Origin of the sequence: Paraburkholderia sp. (assembly GCF_050742655.1) — a bacterium.
Lineage (GTDB): Bacteria > Pseudomonadota > Gammaproteobacteria > Burkholderiales > Burkholderiaceae > Paraburkholderia.
Genome location: NZ_JBOIGG010000032.1, coordinates 1 through 14,961, shown reverse-complemented (window position 1 = coordinate 14,961; position 14,961 = coordinate 1). Strand labels below are relative to the sequence as shown.

Sequence of the window (14,961 nt, the reverse complement as noted above, 5' to 3'; positions counted from 1 at the left end):
CCGATCACCTCCCGCCACATCGAATCGCAATCAGGTAGATTAAATCTAGAGAATCTCTTTAACTAACCAGAAAAGAACCATAAAGCCTACGGCTATCCCGAACAGGGATGCCACAAAGAAAACTATAAGTCCATTGGCATTGGCTCGTGGCGTCCCCATACCTCGCACCGCCGAGAGCAGGAATGTCTTGGAGGACTGGCAAGCCCGGAACAGTCCCGCGGCAAATACCATAAACACGAGCGTACTTTGAGTTGCGACGGTACAGTACAATATAACCGATTGCGGCATAAAATAGGTTGAAAACCACCCACGCGATGTCACGTATATGGTCGTTTCCAGATGAAACAGATCGATCGATGATCTAATATATTCGATTGGGGAATATGCCACAATCGGCATTGGATCGTGGGGCGCAACCTGCATATAGAGCCTCACCATATCCTCAACCCTAAACAGAAAAACAACAACCGTGAACAGAAAAAAACAGATCGCAAGGTTGATCAGGTACGAAATCAGAAATCTTGCAGAGAAAATCCCACTCGTATTGAGCCTGCGAAGCGAAAATTTCGTTAACTGGATTGCAATCAAATCCGTTAATATGCATGCTAGTATTCCCTGCCTGTAGAAGTCAGAAAGTGCCTGACGAACCACGACAGGCAACGGACCCAGTGTGTGCGTCGGATTTTGCAACAGATAGATCCACGCAATCCATATGGCAAAAAATGCCATCGACATGCAGATTGTATAGATGGGGATGGACAATATCTGTCGGCGCGCCATGTAACGGGAGCCGAAGAAGCGCTCAAAGATACTCGACCAGGTATTGACCGCGAACTGTATTTTTTTTTGGCCAAAATCTTTCGCCTGTAGACCTTTGATTGTCTTCAGGCGCTCTTCCCGATTGGCGAGGCCAATACCAGCGAATACCCCGGCACCGCCGGCCAGAAGACCGAGAGGAACAGACACAACGGCAATAAGATCGGTAAGCGTCATATCGAGATAAGATCAAAACAATTTACCCATGCCTTTGTATGCCCCCGCGGCATCGAATTGGCAGAGATTTGTATAGACGTCAAACTGGCGCCAGCACCAGAGTTCTTAATGCGATCCCCCGCGTGCTTAGTTGATCAATTTGGTGATGTCGAGCCGCTCAACGGTCTTCGCTAGTGGCACCGATTGGCGAGGAAATTCGCGCCTTAATCGCCGTGAAAGATCGCCAACGGCGTCATGACGATCGAGTGCATGCTGAATCAGCAACGACGCAACCTGGCGCGCCTGTGCCTTGGAGCCGGGCATACGATTGTTTTCCCGTCCGCGCAGCGCGTTGCGCCAGCCGCGCCCAGCCTTCTCGATATCGATCTCGTCCAGTACCCGCGTTAGCCCGCCCGGCCCGACCTCTGCGAGGACACGTAAAAACAATAAGCCATCATTGTAGGAAGTCGGACTGTCCTGCGACAGCGCCGCTCCCATCCCGCCATAGTGCGGTTCGAGTAAAGCCGGAACCAAAGATGGTTCCGATTGCGCGAACCGAGCCAGGACCAGAGCACCCAGTGTCCAATCGACATGAGTCCGACGGCAGAGTGCGATGCGCTTGCCCTCGGCGATATGGCGCAGCGCGCTCGCCGGGGCAAGCGCAGCAAGAACCGTCGACATGGTGACGATGCGTACCTTGTTACGCTCAATCAAAGCTTCAATCGCAGGGCGCGCCGCAGGGAGGATGTATGCCACGCCTAGCAGCATTCGTGCGTCACCGATCTCGTCCGCCCAATCTGCGCCAATTGCCTGGTCGATCATGTCCCAATCGAGCGCCAGCACGGTCGCCTCGAACTGCTTTGGCGAGGCGTTGTGCATGAAGCTGAGCAGTCCCGCAGCAGACTGGAAGCTACGGTGCGTGCTGCGCGATAATTTGATGGCGAGATCCTGCGGCGACCAGCAAGCGCAGATCCTGCGCCCGACCTGTCGCATTCGCCGTGAGGGCGCCAGCTTGCCGACGAAGATGTGGAGCGGGTCGTAGAGCCGCAACGCATTCCACACAATGTCGTTGAGCTCATGAAAGGATTCTTGAGGATCTGTACGCAGCCGGTCAGCGATAGCAGGGATTAGAACTTCGACCAGTGGAAACCCGAAATCCGGTTCGAAATAGCAGAAATGTTCGCAAATTTCGGCCGCGACCGACAAGTAGGCATGCTGCGGCCAAGTCGAAACCGTACGACGGCATGCGTCGCGATCGACATGTTCTAGATAGCGTTCCTTCCAAGCATCATCCTTGCCCGTACGCATCGTGGAAACGAGGTGGGCGATCTCACCTGCATGTAACGGGTCCGCGGTACTTATCGCCCGTGCCAGTATGCCTGGGTCAACCAACGCAACGATACTTTTTCCGAGCGCTTCATCGGTGTTGTGAATATGATTAATGACCCGGCCAATCGCATAGCACGCACCTTCCGGTGCGATTTGAATCCACTCCGCTAGAATATTTTTGTGGCCGGCAAACTCCCCCATCTCCTCGGGCAGATAGCCATACAGATTGCTGAGCACCCAGCAGGCATCGCGGATGTCAGGTGGTGCGGTCGCTGCCCAACAGCGCGCGAGGGCCGGCGCAAGCCATGCTGACTGCACGAGCCAACGCCACCAGCCGGATTCACCCGCGATCGACAATTCACTGAGCAGAAGGCTTAGTCCCGCGAGCGGCGTCTCCTTGTCGCAAAATACTGCCTCAAGCATACGCGCAACAATTTGACGCTCTTCCGCTGACTGCCCCTCGAGAATGCGTTTAAGCAGAACGCTGGCCAAGCGCTGGTGCGGACACCTAAGGTCGTCAGCGCTCACAAGAAACCGCTGAGAAACCAACCAGGTGGTTGCGGTGTCAATATCGAGGATTGGCATCGCGTCCCCGACGAGCCGCATCAATACTTCCCGTGAGCAGCGGGCGTCGCGGGTACCGAGCTGGCGAATAGCCGCGGCGGCAAGCACGATGTCCGCTCCCGCTGCACGCGCAGAACTTGCCAACGCACTCGCCCGTCGCCATCCGCCTCCGAGTATGAAGCAGAATTGCCAGGGATAGAGCGCCTGTTCTGCAGCGTGTTCGAGACGCTGGTCGAATGACTCCTCGCCTAGACGATCGCCAACCCGATCGTCCGCGCGGCGAACGGCGGCAAGCGTAGTGTCTGGCACCGCTCGCAACCCATCTGCGATAACGCGGACCGCACGCTTTGCATCAAGCTGGATGGTACCTGGCGCCCCAGCCCTGTCTCCGAAAGTCGTATGCGCGCTGAGCACCCACCGCGACGAAGTTGCGCGTTCCTCCAACTCACGCAGCATCGCTGGGCGGGCCAAATGCGCGTCATCGATGATATAAAGCGTTGGGTCTGGGTTCTCGACGAATAGCGGAATTCCTTCCAAAGGATTAAGCAATCGCAAGATTCGCCAACCGCGATCATGTGCAAGCCGTGCAGCCTGAAGCATGCAGATCGACTTGCCAGCCCCAGGAACGCCGGCGACCCGCGCAGAACCTGCCCGCTCCAGGTCGGCAATCAAAACGGCCACCTCCGGAAGAACTGGACAAGCGGCGACATCTGCCGGACCTAGCGGACGGCCCATTAGCGCGGGGCCAAGGTCACGTGCTGTTTCGAAGCGAACCTCAGACCATGCAGAGATGTCAACATTCGGCGATGCTCCTCGTGGCGCGATCGCCAACAGCCTCCTCCGAAATTGTTCAAGCTCGGCCGCGCTTGGTAGCGCCCGCAGCGCCGCCATGATCTTCGCCAAATCACCTGCGTGCTCGGGATAGAATTCTTCGACCACGGCTTGATGACCGGATAGTAGCGCCTGGATGGTTTCCCAACCTATCGCGACTACTGGGAAACGCCCTTCCTTCTCACGCTGTTCCGACACGATCCGCGCGTGTTCCTGAAGAGGTCCATCAATCGGCGCTGTGGTGGCAAACGTCCAATGTCCAAGTGAGGGCTTGAACTTCTCGGCTTTGGCGAGCTCGGAATCGAACTCGACAATTGTTGCCTTTGCGCCATAGCCCTCGCTCTTTCCCTTGCATTGGACGCCGACAGTCCTACCTGGCGCAGCCTCGGACGTCCCGTAGACGTCAACGCCATGTTGCTTCTGGCCCGTCCGACCGTTCTTTTGCGTGAGAGGCGATTTCCAGACTGCCGCAAACAACGCACGTGTGAGATCTTCGAACTTCTCCCACGACTTTGGCGGTGCAACCTGCTTGTCAATAAAGTCCATTAATCGTCAGATTGATCCGCGTAGATAGGCAATCAGCATTTGACAGCCATATTGTCTCGTGGGCATGGTCATGCCAAACCCTCCAGTTCCTCAAGTCCGAGAACTGCGTCGGCGGGGAAGATATCTGTTCTTTCGATGGCATTACGGGCTTGTTCGACATCCGGCACGAAGATCACCACGGCCAGGTCTTTGACTGCACGCGAACAGCAAACGTAAAAAAGCCGGCGCGTACGATCCAACACGGACTCTGCGCCTGACGCAATGTTCTCGTCATCCTTTTCGGATAGCTGAACCAAGCCAAAGTATTTCCCGTAGGAAAAGTGGCTGTGTGCTCCTTCTTCATCATCCAGAACCACCAGTACCCGCTCAAATTGAGCCCCCTTGACACCCTGTTGCGTGGCAAAGGGCGACTCTTCTTCGATGTACTTCCGGTATCCCCACAGCTCAATGGCCTCACAGGCAAGAAAGGCGACGATATGTTGGAATTCGCTGCTGCCGTCATCCAGGGGGTCTGGCATCAGATAGGTAGTGAACCGTTCATCAAGCCGCAACATCTCTCTGTCGCGAACGAGTCTCAACACCGCCCCTATCGACGCGCGCGCTCCGTCCTGAAGGAGGGCAACAAGTGCGTCGACTCCCTCCTGAAGCTGACGAAGGACGCCTTGTGCCTCTTGCTGCTGGATTCGATCCGCTTCGAGCTGAGGACGGCTTTGTCACGTTGCCGCTCAGAGGAACAAGATCGGCAGGCGGTACCATCCTCAGCAAACAATGGACGGAGCTTGGGCGATACCGGTGAAAAGACGCCACGCGTCGAATCGCGCGGCGAGTTGCTTGCGATAGAGCGAGGCGCGCAGCAGATGACGCTTGAGCGCGAAGTGTTGCCGGATCGGACCGAAGCACGAGAGGAACGATTGCGTGCGCTCAGGCAGACGAAACCCACGCATGCGCCGCTCGCGTTCACGCGTGGGCTGGTGGCTGTTTTCGGCGCGATTGTTGCTGCGCGCACAGGCCTTGACGAACACGTGCTTCACGTTCGCCAGCTCAGGGACCTCCGCTTTCGCGGCCGGGTAACTGCGCAGCTGGTCGGTGACGATCTTTTTCGGAGCCTCGGCACAGGCCGCCAGTACCCGCTTGAAGAAGCGCTTCGCGGCCGCCTTGGCGCGCCGTTTCTGCAAGAGGATGTCGAGTTCCACGCCGCGTTCATCGACGGCTCGCCAGAGCAGCCAGGGTTCGCCGCGCAACGACACGAACATCTCGTCGAGATGCCACGTGGAACCCGGCTTGCGACGGTCAGTCCTGAGCCGATGCGCGAAGCCGGCGCCAAACTTCTCGCACCACCGGCGGATCGTTTCGTGGCTAACGGTCACACCGCGCTCGAACAGCAGCTCCTCGATGTCGCGCAGGCTGAGCTGAAAGCGAAAATACCAGCGAACGGCGTAGCTGATGATCGACGCCGGGAACCGGTGACCGTGGTAGAGCGATTTCGTCTTCTTCATAGCGTTATCCTAACCGACGGCTTCGCTAACGTGACAATGCCCACGCTGTTCATGCGCTAGACACTTTTCAATCCAGTCGGAGTTGAAACCAGCTTCATGCAGATGAGTACTTGCCGTGCGCCGCAGGTCATGCACGGTGAACGGCTCAAACGCGTCGCCTCTGGCGCAAATCAGCTTCACCGTACTATCGATGACTCGGTTCAACGTGGCCGCACTGATCGGCGACGCTGTTTCATACCGTCCGGGGTGCAGATACTGACTTGACCCGAAGCAGGTTTTGAACACGACGAGAATCTCCAGCGCCTGCTCACTTAGGTATACGTGATGAGGGCGCCTGGCCTTCATGCGCTCTTTCGGGATAGTCCAAGTCGCGGTCTCGAAATTCACCTCATCCCACACGGCATCGATGAACTCCGATTTGCGCACCAACGTCAGCAGCATAAATTTGATGGCAAGCCGCAACGTCGGCGTCGTTGACGTCAGCTCCAACGCGTTAAAGAAGATGTATATCTCCTCCGGACTCAGCGCCCTATCGCGTGCCTTAAACGTCGCTATGGCGCTTGGACGGATAGCCGCCGCTGGATTGTCTACCTTGATACCCCGAGCCCCAACAAATCGGAAGACCTGCAACACGATTTCCCGCGCGTGGACCGCTTGAGCAACTGCCCCCCGCTCCTTGATTTTCTCGCAGCGCGCCATCAATCGCACGGGTGTGATCTCTTCCAATTTCAGCCGACCAAATTCGGACGCGAGATTGCGCTCATACACCGATTTACGCATCGAACGCGTGGAATCCGCAAGGGCGGTCTCCGCAAAGTATTTCTCTGCCCATTTTCCAAATGTCAGCGCTTCGGCCGCCTCGACCCGTTTCTCGACTTTCGCACGTGACGGACTGTGTCCACGCTGGATCGCTCCGTAGGCGTGGTCGCGAAGTAGCCTGGCTTCCGGGAGGCTGATCTTCATTCCAAATCCGAGCTCGTCCGGCTTCCGCGGCTTTCGTGCAGACAGTGATGGATCGTACCGGCCTATAACCAAGGTTTCACGGCGACCGTTCACTCGGTAGTCGTACCGGAAGCTCACCGCACCCGACGGCATCACCGCCACATATAGCCCCTGCTGATCGGCGACCTTATAGATTTTCTCAGCGGGCTTCAACGCTCGCAACTGCATATCTGTGAGCATAAGAACTCCTCGAACGTATACCGTCAGCCGATACCGTCAGACCGACGTGACGGTATCGGATAACGCCGTCCGAGGGGGAAATCGCGATACCGTCAGCGATACCAACATTTCCTCCGGGCACTGTCCGGATCATAACGGATCGCAATGGACAGTAACCCACTGTTTTTTAAAGGAAAAACAGTAAAAACCGGCACTCCCGGAACGACTTGGGAGCAGTCTAAATCATTCCCACTCAATCGTCGCTGGCGGCTTCCCCGAAATGTCGTACACCACCCGATTGATCCCGCGCACTTCATTGATGATCCGGTTCGAAACCTGCCCGAGCAGTTCATGCGGCAGATGGGCCCAATGCGCAGTCATGAAGTCGAGCGTCTGCACCGCACGCAGCGCAACGACATACTCATAGGTCCGTCCATCGCCCATCACGCCGACGCTCTTCACCGGCAGGAACACCGCGAACGCCTGGCTCGTCAGGTCGTACCAGGACTTGCCGGTCGCTTCGTCAATGGTCGTGCGCAGCGTCTCGATGAAAATCGCGTCCGCGCGGCGCAGCAGGTCGGCGAAATCGCGCTTCACCTCGCCGAGGATCCGCACGCCGAGACCCGGGCCCGGGAACGGATGGCGATACACCATCGCGGGCGGCAGGCCGAGCTTCACGCCCAGCTCGCGCACTTCGTCCTTGAACAGTTCGCGCAGCGGCTCGAGCAGCTTCAGGTTCAGCGTCTCGGGCAACCCGCCGACGTTGTGATGGCTCTTGATCGTCTGCGTGGCCTTCTTGCCCTTGCCCGCCGATTCGATCACGTCCGGATAGATCGTGCCCTGCGCGAGCCACTTCGCGTCGGTCAGCTTGCCGGCCTCCGTCTGGAACACTTCGACGAATTCCGCGCCGATGATCTTGCGCTTCGCTTCGGGATCGGTCACGCCGGCGAGCTTCGACAGGAACGCGTCGCTCGCGTCGACGTGGATCACCTTGACGCCGAGGTGGTCGGCGAAAGTCGCCATCACCTGCTCGGCTTCGTTCAGTCGCAAGAGGCCATGATCGACGAACACGCAGGTCAGCTGATCGCCGATCGCACGGTGCAGCAGCGCCGCGGCCACCGACGAATCGACGCCGCCCGACAACCCCAGAATGACGTGCTCGCTGCCAACCTGCTCGCGAATCTTCGCCACTGCCTCGTCGACGTAATGGCCCATCTCCCAATCCGGCTGCGCGTCGCAGATCTTCAGCACGAAGCGCTCGAGCATCGCGCGGCCTTGCGCGGTGTGGGTCACTTCCGGGTGCCATTGCACCCCGTAGAAGCGGCGCGTTTCGTCGGCCATCGCGGCGATCGGACACGATTCGGTCGATGCCATCAGCTGGAAGCCCTGTGGCATTTCGAGCACCTTGTCGCCGTGGCTCATCCACACTTTCAGCATGCCGTGGCCTTCGGCGGTACGGAAATCCTCGATGCCTTCGAGGAAGCTCGTGTGGTTGCGCGCCCGCACTTCCGCATAGCCGAACTCGCGCAGATGGCCGTTGTCGACCTTGCCGCCGAGCTGTTCGGCCATCGTCTGCATCCCGTAGCAGATGCCGAACACCGGCACGCCGAGATCGAACACGGCCTGCGGCGCGCGCGGCGTGTCCGTTTCAGTGACCGAGCTCGGGCCGCCCGACAGGATCACGCCCTTCGGCGCGAAGTCGCGGATGAACGCGTCGTCGACGTCGTACGGATGAATCTCCGAGTACACGTGCGCTTCGCGGATACGGCGCGCGATCAGTTGGGTAACTTGCGAGCCGAAGTCGAGGATCAGGATCTTGTCATGCATGGCAGCGGACGGAGTCAGAGTGAGCAAAGAGGGAATGCCGCGCGATGCGCCGCGGCATCAAGATGAGTAGCGATAGCCTCGCAGCGCCGGCAGAATGCGCGGCGCGTGCGGACGAAAACCGGGTGCTTCGGCGAGCGGTATCGGAGCGGTGCGCGTCAGCCATGAAACGGAGGCCGCGGCGAACCGGCCGCCTCGGCCGTCGCATCGCGTGTGGCAGCGCTGCCGCCTGTGGTCGTGTCGCTGGCCGTCGAACCGGTTGCGAGACTGGGCTCGACCGGTTGTCCGGTCGCCGGGCTCACCGGTCGCGTTGCATCTACGACAGGCTCTGCGCGATAGCCCGGAGAGCGGTCACGCTCGCCCGCGCCACGCGTTTTCGCGGCCTGCCGCTCGCGTTCGGCCACGGCTGCATCGGCGAGGCGTGTACGTTCGAGTCGCCGCACTGCGCCCGCAAGCCGGACACCACCGAGCCCGATCACCAGCAGCACCACGCCGGCCAGCACCGACACCAACTGGCCGAAGCCCGTCAGCGACGGCGTATGCAACCCGAGCAGCCATACCAGCATCAGCACGCCGGTCAGCCAGTTCACGTGGCCGACCACCTTCGCCGCAGTCGCGGTCAGCGCGCCGTCGATCGACGCATGAAACGCGAGCCATGCGAGTCCGATCAACGCGACGCCGAACGCCTGGCCAACGAGGGCCGGCTGCACCTGTACCAGTTGTAGCGCGTTGTATAGCGAAGCCCAGGGGGTCAGCAGGAACAGCAACCCGAAGCCGAGCAGCAGCAACGCATCGATGATCAGCACTACGCGCAGCAGAGGTTTCATCGGCGATCAGTCCACGTGGTAGTTGGGTGCTTCCTTCGTGATCTGCACGTCGTGCACGTGCGACTCCCGCATGCCCGCCGCAGTGATCTGGACGAACGCGGCCTTCTCGTGCAACTCGTCGATCGTGCGGCAACCGCAGTAGCCCATGCTCGCGCGCACGCCACCGATCAGCTGGAACAGGATCGCGCCGACCGAGCCCTTGTACGCGACGCGGCCCTCGATGCCTTCCGGCACGAGCTTGTCGATGTTCGCGGAGTTGTCCTGGAAGTAGCGGTCCGCCGCGCCGTCCTTCATCGCGCCGACCGAGCCCATGCCGCGGTACGACTTGTACTGGCGGCCCTGGTAAAGGAACACGTCGCCCGGCGACTCTTCGGTGCCGGCGAACATGCTGCCCATCATCACCGAGTTCGCGCCCGCCGCGAGCGCCTTGCTGACGTCGCCCGAGAAACGCACGCCGCCGTCCGCGACGACCGGCACGCCCGAACCCTTCAGCGCATCCGAAACGTTCGCGATCGCGCTGATCTGCGGAACGCCGACGCCGGCGACGATCCGCGTCGTGCAGATCGAGCCCGGGCCGATACCGACCTTCACGCCGTCCGCACCGTATTCGACGAGCGCTTTCGCGGCTTCAGGGGTAGCGATGTTGCCGCCGATCACCTCGACGTGCGGGAAATTCTTCTTCACCCACCGGACGCGCTCGAGCACGCCCTTGCTGTGTCCATGCGCAGTATCGACGACGATCACGTCGACACCGGCCTGCACGAGCAGCGACACGCGCTCTTCGTTATCTTCGCCGACACCGACTGCGGCGCCTGCGCGCAGCTTGCCGTGTTCGTCCTTGCACGCGTCCGGGTGTTCGGTCTGCTTCGTGATGTCCTTCACGGTCATCAGGCCGCGCAGTTCGAATGCGTCGTTGATCACGAGCACGCGTTCGAGGCGGTGGCTATGCATCAGCGCCTTCGCTTCGGCGAGCGGCGTGCCTTCCTTCACGGTCACGAGACGCTCACGCGGCGTCATGATGTTGCGCACCGGCTCGTCCAGACGCTCTTCGAAGCGCAGATCGCGGTTGGTGACGATGCCGATCAGTTGCGCGCGTTCGACGACCGGAAAACCCGAAATGCCATGCTGTTGCGACAGTGCGATCACGTCGCGCACTTTCATCTGCGGCGGCACCGTGATCGGATCGCGCACGACGCCCGATTCGAAGCGCTTGACCTTCGCGACTTCGCGAGCCTGCTCGGCCGGCGTGAGATTCTTATGGATGATGCCGACGCCACCCATCTGTGCCATCGCGATCGCGAGGCGTGCTTCCGTGACGGTGTCCATCGCGGCGGACACGAGCGGCATGTTCAGGGAGATATTGCGGGTCAGCCGGGTTTTGAGGCTGGTGTCGCGCGGCAGGACATCAGAGAAGGCCGGGACGAGGAGCACGTCATCGAACGTGAGTGCTTTCTGGATCAGACGCATGGCAAATCCTATAGGCGCAAAACCGGATTATACGCGATACCTCCCCGGTTTTCACTGCACGAACAGCAGCTTAGCGATTTTTTGCGGCCGCGCGACAGTCCGATTTCGCTTCTCCGTTCGAGCCCGGTTCGATCCGGTTTCGTTTGCATCCGGCGCGTTCGGCTGCCGAAAATCGGTGTCGCGGACCGAAAGGGACAGAGTCGGAACGGCACTTCAAGCAGCGGTTGTGCAGGATCGAACAAGACCGTTTTACGCGTTCCCGACTAACCTGCGCGTCATCGACAGGTTTCATTGCGGAGCAGTTCATGCAGCGAGGGGTCGCCTACGGCGTCATGGCCGGTGCGTTATGGGGGATGGTGTTTCTGGTGCCACGGCTGCTGGCCGATTTTTCGCCGCTGCTGCTGTCCGCCGGACGCTACACGATGTACGGCATCGTCTCGCTGGTCGCGGCGCTGCCCGCTGCCCGCTCGCTGCTGCGCCGGCTCACGCGCGAGGATCTCGGTGCGCTCGTGCGGCTCGCGCTGGTCGGCAACCTGCTCTACTACGTGCTCGTGACCTTTGCCGTGCATCTGATCGGCATCGCGCCGGCGTCACTGATCGTCGGCGTGCTGCCGGTCACCGTGACGCTGCTGGGTCGCGACGACCACGGCGCAGTGCCCCTCACGCGACTCGTATGGCCACTCGCGATGGTGGTGGCCGGTATCGTCTGTATCAACGTCGACGTCTTCACGACCGCTCATCAGAGCGATGCCAGCGTGCTCGCGAAACTCGCGGGGGTTGTCTGCGCGGTTGGCGCCCTCATCTGCTGGACATGGTTTGCGGTCGCGAACGCGCGTTATATGCGGCGGCTCGCGCACTTCGACGGCAACGAGTGGTCAATGCTGTGGGGCGTCGTGACCGGCGCGCTTGGGGTCGTTCTATGGCTGGCGCTGGGGCTCGGCGTGGCGCTGCTGCCCGCCGGCACGGTACAGCCCGAACTCGCGGCCGGCCGCTGGCAGGTGTTCTGGCTGATGAACCTGGCGCTCGCGATCGGCGCTTCGTGGGTCGGCAACGGGCTGTGGAACGCGGCGTCGAAACACTTGCCGCTTACGTTGTCCGGTCAGTTGATCGTGTTCGAAACGCTGTTCGCGCTGCTGTACGCGTTCATCTTCGATCATCGCTGGCCGCGTCCGCTCGAGGCGGCGGCGATCGTGCTGCTGGTCGCGGGAGTGAGCTGGTCGGTGCGGCAGCATGCGAACGGCGGGTCTGGTAAGCCGCCGCGTCGGTCGATCGAAGAAGAAGCGCAGGCTCAGGCGCACTGAAACACCGTGCTGGTGTGGACTAGCGCGAATCCTTCGGCAACCACTTGCGCCCTTCGATCGATCCTTCGCGGCGCGTCTTGTCGACCCGCCGCTGGCGCGCGGTCTTCGGATCGACGATCAGCGGACGGTAGATCTCGACGCGATCGTGATCGGCGAGCACGGCGTCCAGCGGCTTCAGCTTGCCGAACACGCCGACCTTCTGTTTCGTCAGATCGATGTCCGGATGCCGTTGCAGCACACCGCTCGCGACGATCGCCTGTTCCACCGTCGAACCCGCCGGCAACGTGACTGGCAGTAGCGTCTGCCGGTCGGGCAGCGCGTAGCAGACCTCGATCGACAGCAGCGCGCTCATGCCTTGCCGTACCGCTGGTCGGCACGCTTCACAAACGACTCGACGAAGGTGTTCGCGATATGGCTGAACACCGGGCCGATGATCTTTTCGAGGATGATGTTCTTGAATTCGTAGTGCAGCGCGAATTCGATCTTGCACGCGTCGGCGCGCAGCGGCGTGAAGCGCCAATAGCCGGTAAACTTGCGGAACGGACCGTCGGCGAATTCCATGTCGATCCGCGAGGGGCGCTGCTGCGTGTTGCGGGTCGCGAAGTGCTGCCGGATGCCTTTGAAGTTGATGTCGATCTTCGCCTCCATGCCGTTTTCGTCCTGACGGCGGATCTCGACCCCGCCGCACCACGGAAGGAAATTGGGGTAGTCGGCGACGTCGGTGACGAGGTCGAACATCTGTTCCGCCGAATGGCGAATCAACACGGTTTTCTGGACATCTGCCATAAATTGAACAGCACGTGGCGAGGTAGGCTGGCCAAGCGGGCCTTTTACGGACTCCGCTTTGCTAAAATCGTAATTTTAAACGAGTTGGGCACTTTCCATTAATGAGCATCATCGACAACAGAAAGGCGTTCTTCGACTATTTCATCGAGGACCGCTACGAAGCGGGACTCGTGCTCGAAGGGTGGGAGGTCAAAGCCCTGCGCGCCGGCCGCGGCCAGATCAAGGAAGGCTACGTCGTGATTCGCGACGGCCAGCTGTACCTGATCGGCGCGCACATCAGCCCGCTGCCCGAGGCATCGACCCACATCAACCCCGACCCGGTCCGCACGCGCAAGCTGCTGCTGCATGGGGAAGAGATCAGCAGGCTGATCGGCAAGGTCGAGCAGCGTGGCTACACGCTCGTGCCGCTGAACTTCCACTACAAGGGCGGTCGCGTCAAATGCGAAATCGGTCTCGCGAAGGGCAAGAAGATGCATGACAAGCGTGACACCGAGAAGAAGCGCGACTGGGAACGCGAAAAGGCGCGTCTGATGCGCACGCCGACATGAGCCGGCGTTTGCCGCGACACTCCGTCGCACCGCGTATGAAGAAACGGGCCCACCTGGGCCCGTTTCATTTGTGGACGCTGAAGTGTAGTTGAACCGCTCAACGCGTCTCGGTCGTCTTGCTGCGGTTCACGATGGTCAGCGCGGACGCGATCATCGTGCTCATGTCCGCGAGGTTGCCGGGGACGATCAGCGTGTTGCCCTGCTTCGCCAGATTGGCGAACGCATTGACGTACTGCTCGGCCACCTTCAGGTTCACCGCCTCCATGCCGCCCTGCGACTGGATCGCCGCGGCGATCTTCTGGATTGCCTGCGCGTTTGCCTCGGCCACTGCAAGAATCGCCGACGCCTGACCCTGCGCCTGATTGATCGCGGCCTGCCGCTCGCCTTCGGATTTCTGGATCGAGGCTTCGCGGCCACCCGACGCGATATTGATCTGCTCCTGCTTGCGCCCTTCCGACGCCGCGATCAGCGCGCGCTTCTCGCGCTCGGCGGTAATCTGCGCCTGCATCGCGTGGAGAATTTCCTTCGGCGGAGTGAGATCCTTGATCTCGTAGCGCAGCACTTTCACGCCCCAGTTCGTCGCGGCCTGATCAAGCGACGACACGATGCTGTGATTGATGAAATCGCGCTCCTCGAACGTCTTGTCGAGTTCGAGCTTGCCGATCACCGAACGCAGCGTGGTCTGCGACAGCTGCGTGATCGCGAACACGAAGTTGCTCGATCCGTACGACGCCTTCATCGGATCGGTCACCTGGAAGTACAGCACGCCGTCCACCTGTAGCTGCGTGTTGTCGCGCGTGATACAGACCTGGCTCGGCACCTCGAGCGGAATTTCCTTCAACACGTGCTTGTATGCAATGCGATCGACGAACGGCAGCACGATGTTCAGGCCCGGCGTCAACGTCGCGTGGTAGCGGCCGAGCCGTTCGAGCACCCATGCGTGCTGCTGCGGCACGATCTTGATGGTCTTCATGATGATCGTGACGACGATGATCAGCAGGATGACGCCGACGATGGTCAGGTTCATTCGAGTCCTTTGCAGTGTGTGGTGTGGTTCCGGTCGACGACTGGCATGACTACGCGTGCGCCGGCTGCCGGTGCGCCGCGACGATCAGACGGTTGCCGCGCAGCGCGGTGATTTCGTAGAGCCGCGCGTCCTCGGGCTCGCCCGGCGCGAGTTCGACGTCCCATTGCGCGCCGCGGTAGCTTGCGCGTGCACGTCCGTCCTGCCATTCGGCGACGGTCAACGTCGAGCCGATGTCGAGATTCACGTCCGGGCTCGTGGCCGCGTCGACGCGCGCGCGTCGAC

Annotated in this window: 14 protein-coding genes; 2 read left to right on the top strand and 12 right to left on the bottom strand. The window is 60.5% G+C overall.

The genetic code is table 11. From position 1 onward, the window contains the following. Positions 1 to 45: 45 nt before the first annotated feature. The 8 genes from ACREXZ_RS29080 to guaB all read right to left on the bottom strand — a co-directional run bounded on the left by ACREXZ_RS29080 (position 46) and on the right by guaB (position 11,017). A complete protein-coding gene (locus ACREXZ_RS29080; protein ID WP_431767592.1) occupies positions 46 to 993 on the bottom strand; it encodes a hypothetical protein in 948 nt (315 codons plus the stop codon). 126 nt (positions 994 to 1,119) lie between these two features. Continuing rightward, positions 1,120 to 4,242 (bottom strand): hypothetical protein, encoded by a 3,123-nt coding sequence (locus ACREXZ_RS29075; protein WP_431767591.1) that lies wholly within the window; start codon positions 4,240 to 4,242, stop codon positions 1,120 to 1,122. Between the two features lie 68 nt (positions 4,243 to 4,310). Continuing rightward, positions 4,311 to 4,796, bottom strand: coding sequence for a hypothetical protein (locus tag ACREXZ_RS29070; protein ID WP_431767590.1), 486 nt, complete (start codon positions 4,794 to 4,796; stop codon positions 4,311 to 4,313). Positions 4,797 to 5,000: 204 nt separating this feature from the next. Continuing rightward, a complete protein-coding gene (locus tag ACREXZ_RS29065) occupies positions 5,001 to 5,738 on the bottom strand; it encodes an IS6 family transposase (RefSeq protein WP_431767589.1) in 738 nt (245 codons plus the stop codon). Between the two features lie 9 nt (positions 5,739 to 5,747). Continuing rightward, a complete protein-coding gene (locus ACREXZ_RS29060; RefSeq protein WP_431767588.1) occupies positions 5,748 to 6,920 on the bottom strand; it encodes a tyrosine-type recombinase/integrase in 1,173 nt (390 codons plus the stop codon). Between the two features lie 222 nt (positions 6,921 to 7,142). Further along, a complete protein-coding gene (gene guaA, locus ACREXZ_RS29055; RefSeq protein ID WP_431767587.1) occupies positions 7,143 to 8,726 on the bottom strand; it encodes a glutamine-hydrolyzing GMP synthase in 1,584 nt (527 codons plus the stop codon). Between the two features lie 155 nt (positions 8,727 to 8,881). Next, complete coding sequence (locus tag ACREXZ_RS29050; protein WP_431767586.1) at positions 8,882 to 9,550, bottom strand: hypothetical protein; 669 nt, start codon at positions 9,548 to 9,550, stop codon at positions 8,882 to 8,884. A gap of 6 nt (positions 9,551 to 9,556) precedes the next feature. After that, positions 9,557 to 11,017: an IMP dehydrogenase gene (gene guaB / locus ACREXZ_RS29045; protein ID WP_431767585.1), complete on the bottom strand. Its 1,461-nt coding sequence runs from the start codon at positions 11,015 to 11,017 to the stop codon at positions 9,557 to 9,559. Between the two features lie 305 nt (positions 11,018 to 11,322). Between guaB and ACREXZ_RS29040 the strand changes: the two genes are divergently transcribed. Further along, complete coding sequence (locus tag ACREXZ_RS29040; protein ID WP_431767584.1) at positions 11,323 to 12,318, top strand: DMT family transporter; 996 nt, start codon at positions 11,323 to 11,325, stop codon at positions 12,316 to 12,318. 19 nt (positions 12,319 to 12,337) lie between these two features. Here ACREXZ_RS29040 and ACREXZ_RS29035 read toward each other — a convergent pair whose 3' ends face one another. Continuing rightward, positions 12,338 to 12,670 (bottom strand): RnfH family protein, encoded by a 333-nt coding sequence (locus tag ACREXZ_RS29035; protein ID WP_431767583.1) that lies wholly within the window; start codon positions 12,668 to 12,670, stop codon positions 12,338 to 12,340. Next, complete coding sequence (locus tag ACREXZ_RS29030; protein WP_431767582.1) at positions 12,667 to 13,104, bottom strand: type II toxin-antitoxin system RatA family toxin; 438 nt, start codon at positions 13,102 to 13,104, stop codon at positions 12,667 to 12,669. Before ACREXZ_RS29030 ends, ACREXZ_RS29035 begins: the two co-directional genes overlap by 4 nt. 101 nt (positions 13,105 to 13,205) lie before the next feature. On the opposite strand from ACREXZ_RS29030, the gene smpB reads away from it, so the two are divergent. After that, positions 13,206 to 13,652, top strand: coding sequence for an SsrA-binding protein SmpB (gene smpB, locus ACREXZ_RS29025; RefSeq protein ID WP_431767581.1), 447 nt, complete (start codon positions 13,206 to 13,208; stop codon positions 13,650 to 13,652). Positions 13,653 to 13,749: 97 nt separating this feature from the next. Here the strand turns inward: smpB and ACREXZ_RS29020 are convergent, their stop codons facing one another. Both ACREXZ_RS29020 and ACREXZ_RS29015 read right to left on the bottom strand, forming a co-directional pair. Further along, positions 13,750 to 14,679: an SPFH domain-containing protein gene (locus ACREXZ_RS29020; protein ID WP_431767580.1), complete on the bottom strand. Its 930-nt coding sequence runs from the start codon at positions 14,677 to 14,679 to the stop codon at positions 13,750 to 13,752. 49 nt (positions 14,680 to 14,728) lie between these two features. Continuing rightward, the coding region (locus tag ACREXZ_RS29015; RefSeq protein ID WP_431767579.1) for an NfeD family protein at positions 14,729 to 14,961 on the bottom strand (233 nt) is incomplete at its 5' end.

Bases quoted from the DNA above. Each gene is read 5' to 3' on its own strand.
- ACREXZ_RS29060 (WP_431767588.1), bottom strand. From the start codon at position 6,920: ATGCTCACAGATATGCAGTTGCGAGCGTTGAAGCCCGCTGAGAAAATC.
- ACREXZ_RS29075 (WP_431767591.1), bottom strand. From the start codon at position 4,242: ATGGACTTTATTGACAAGCAGGTTGCACCGCCAAAGTCGTGGGAGAAG.
- ACREXZ_RS29035 (WP_431767583.1), bottom strand. From the start codon at position 12,670: ATGAGCGCGCTGCTGTCGATCGAGGTCTGCTACGCGCTGCCCGACCGG.
- guaB (WP_431767585.1), bottom strand. From the start codon at position 11,017: ATGCGTCTGATCCAGAAAGCACTCACGTTCGATGACGTGCTCCTCGTC.
- ACREXZ_RS29065 (WP_431767589.1), bottom strand. From the start codon at position 5,738: ATGAAGAAGACGAAATCGCTCTACCACGGTCACCGGTTCCCGGCGTCG.
- ACREXZ_RS29020 (WP_431767580.1), bottom strand. From the start codon at position 14,679: ATGAACCTGACCATCGTCGGCGTCATCCTGCTGATCATCGTCGTCACG.
- ACREXZ_RS29040 (WP_431767584.1), top strand. From the start codon at position 11,323: ATGCAGCGAGGGGTCGCCTACGGCGTCATGGCCGGTGCGTTATGGGGG.
- guaA (WP_431767587.1), bottom strand. From the start codon at position 8,726: ATGCATGACAAGATCCTGATCCTCGACTTCGGCTCGCAAGTTACCCAA.
- ACREXZ_RS29050 (WP_431767586.1), bottom strand. From the start codon at position 9,550: ATGAAACCTCTGCTGCGCGTAGTGCTGATCATCGATGCGTTGCTGCTG.
- ACREXZ_RS29080 (WP_431767592.1), bottom strand. From the start codon at position 993: ATGACGCTTACCGATCTTATTGCCGTTGTGTCTGTTCCTCTCGGTCTT.
- smpB (WP_431767581.1), top strand. From the start codon at position 13,206: ATGAGCATCATCGACAACAGAAAGGCGTTCTTCGACTATTTCATCGAG.
- ACREXZ_RS29030 (WP_431767582.1), bottom strand. From the start codon at position 13,104: ATGGCAGATGTCCAGAAAACCGTGTTGATTCGCCATTCGGCGGAACAG.
- ACREXZ_RS29070 (WP_431767590.1), bottom strand. From the start codon at position 4,796: ATGTTGCGGCTTGATGAACGGTTCACTACCTATCTGATGCCAGACCCC.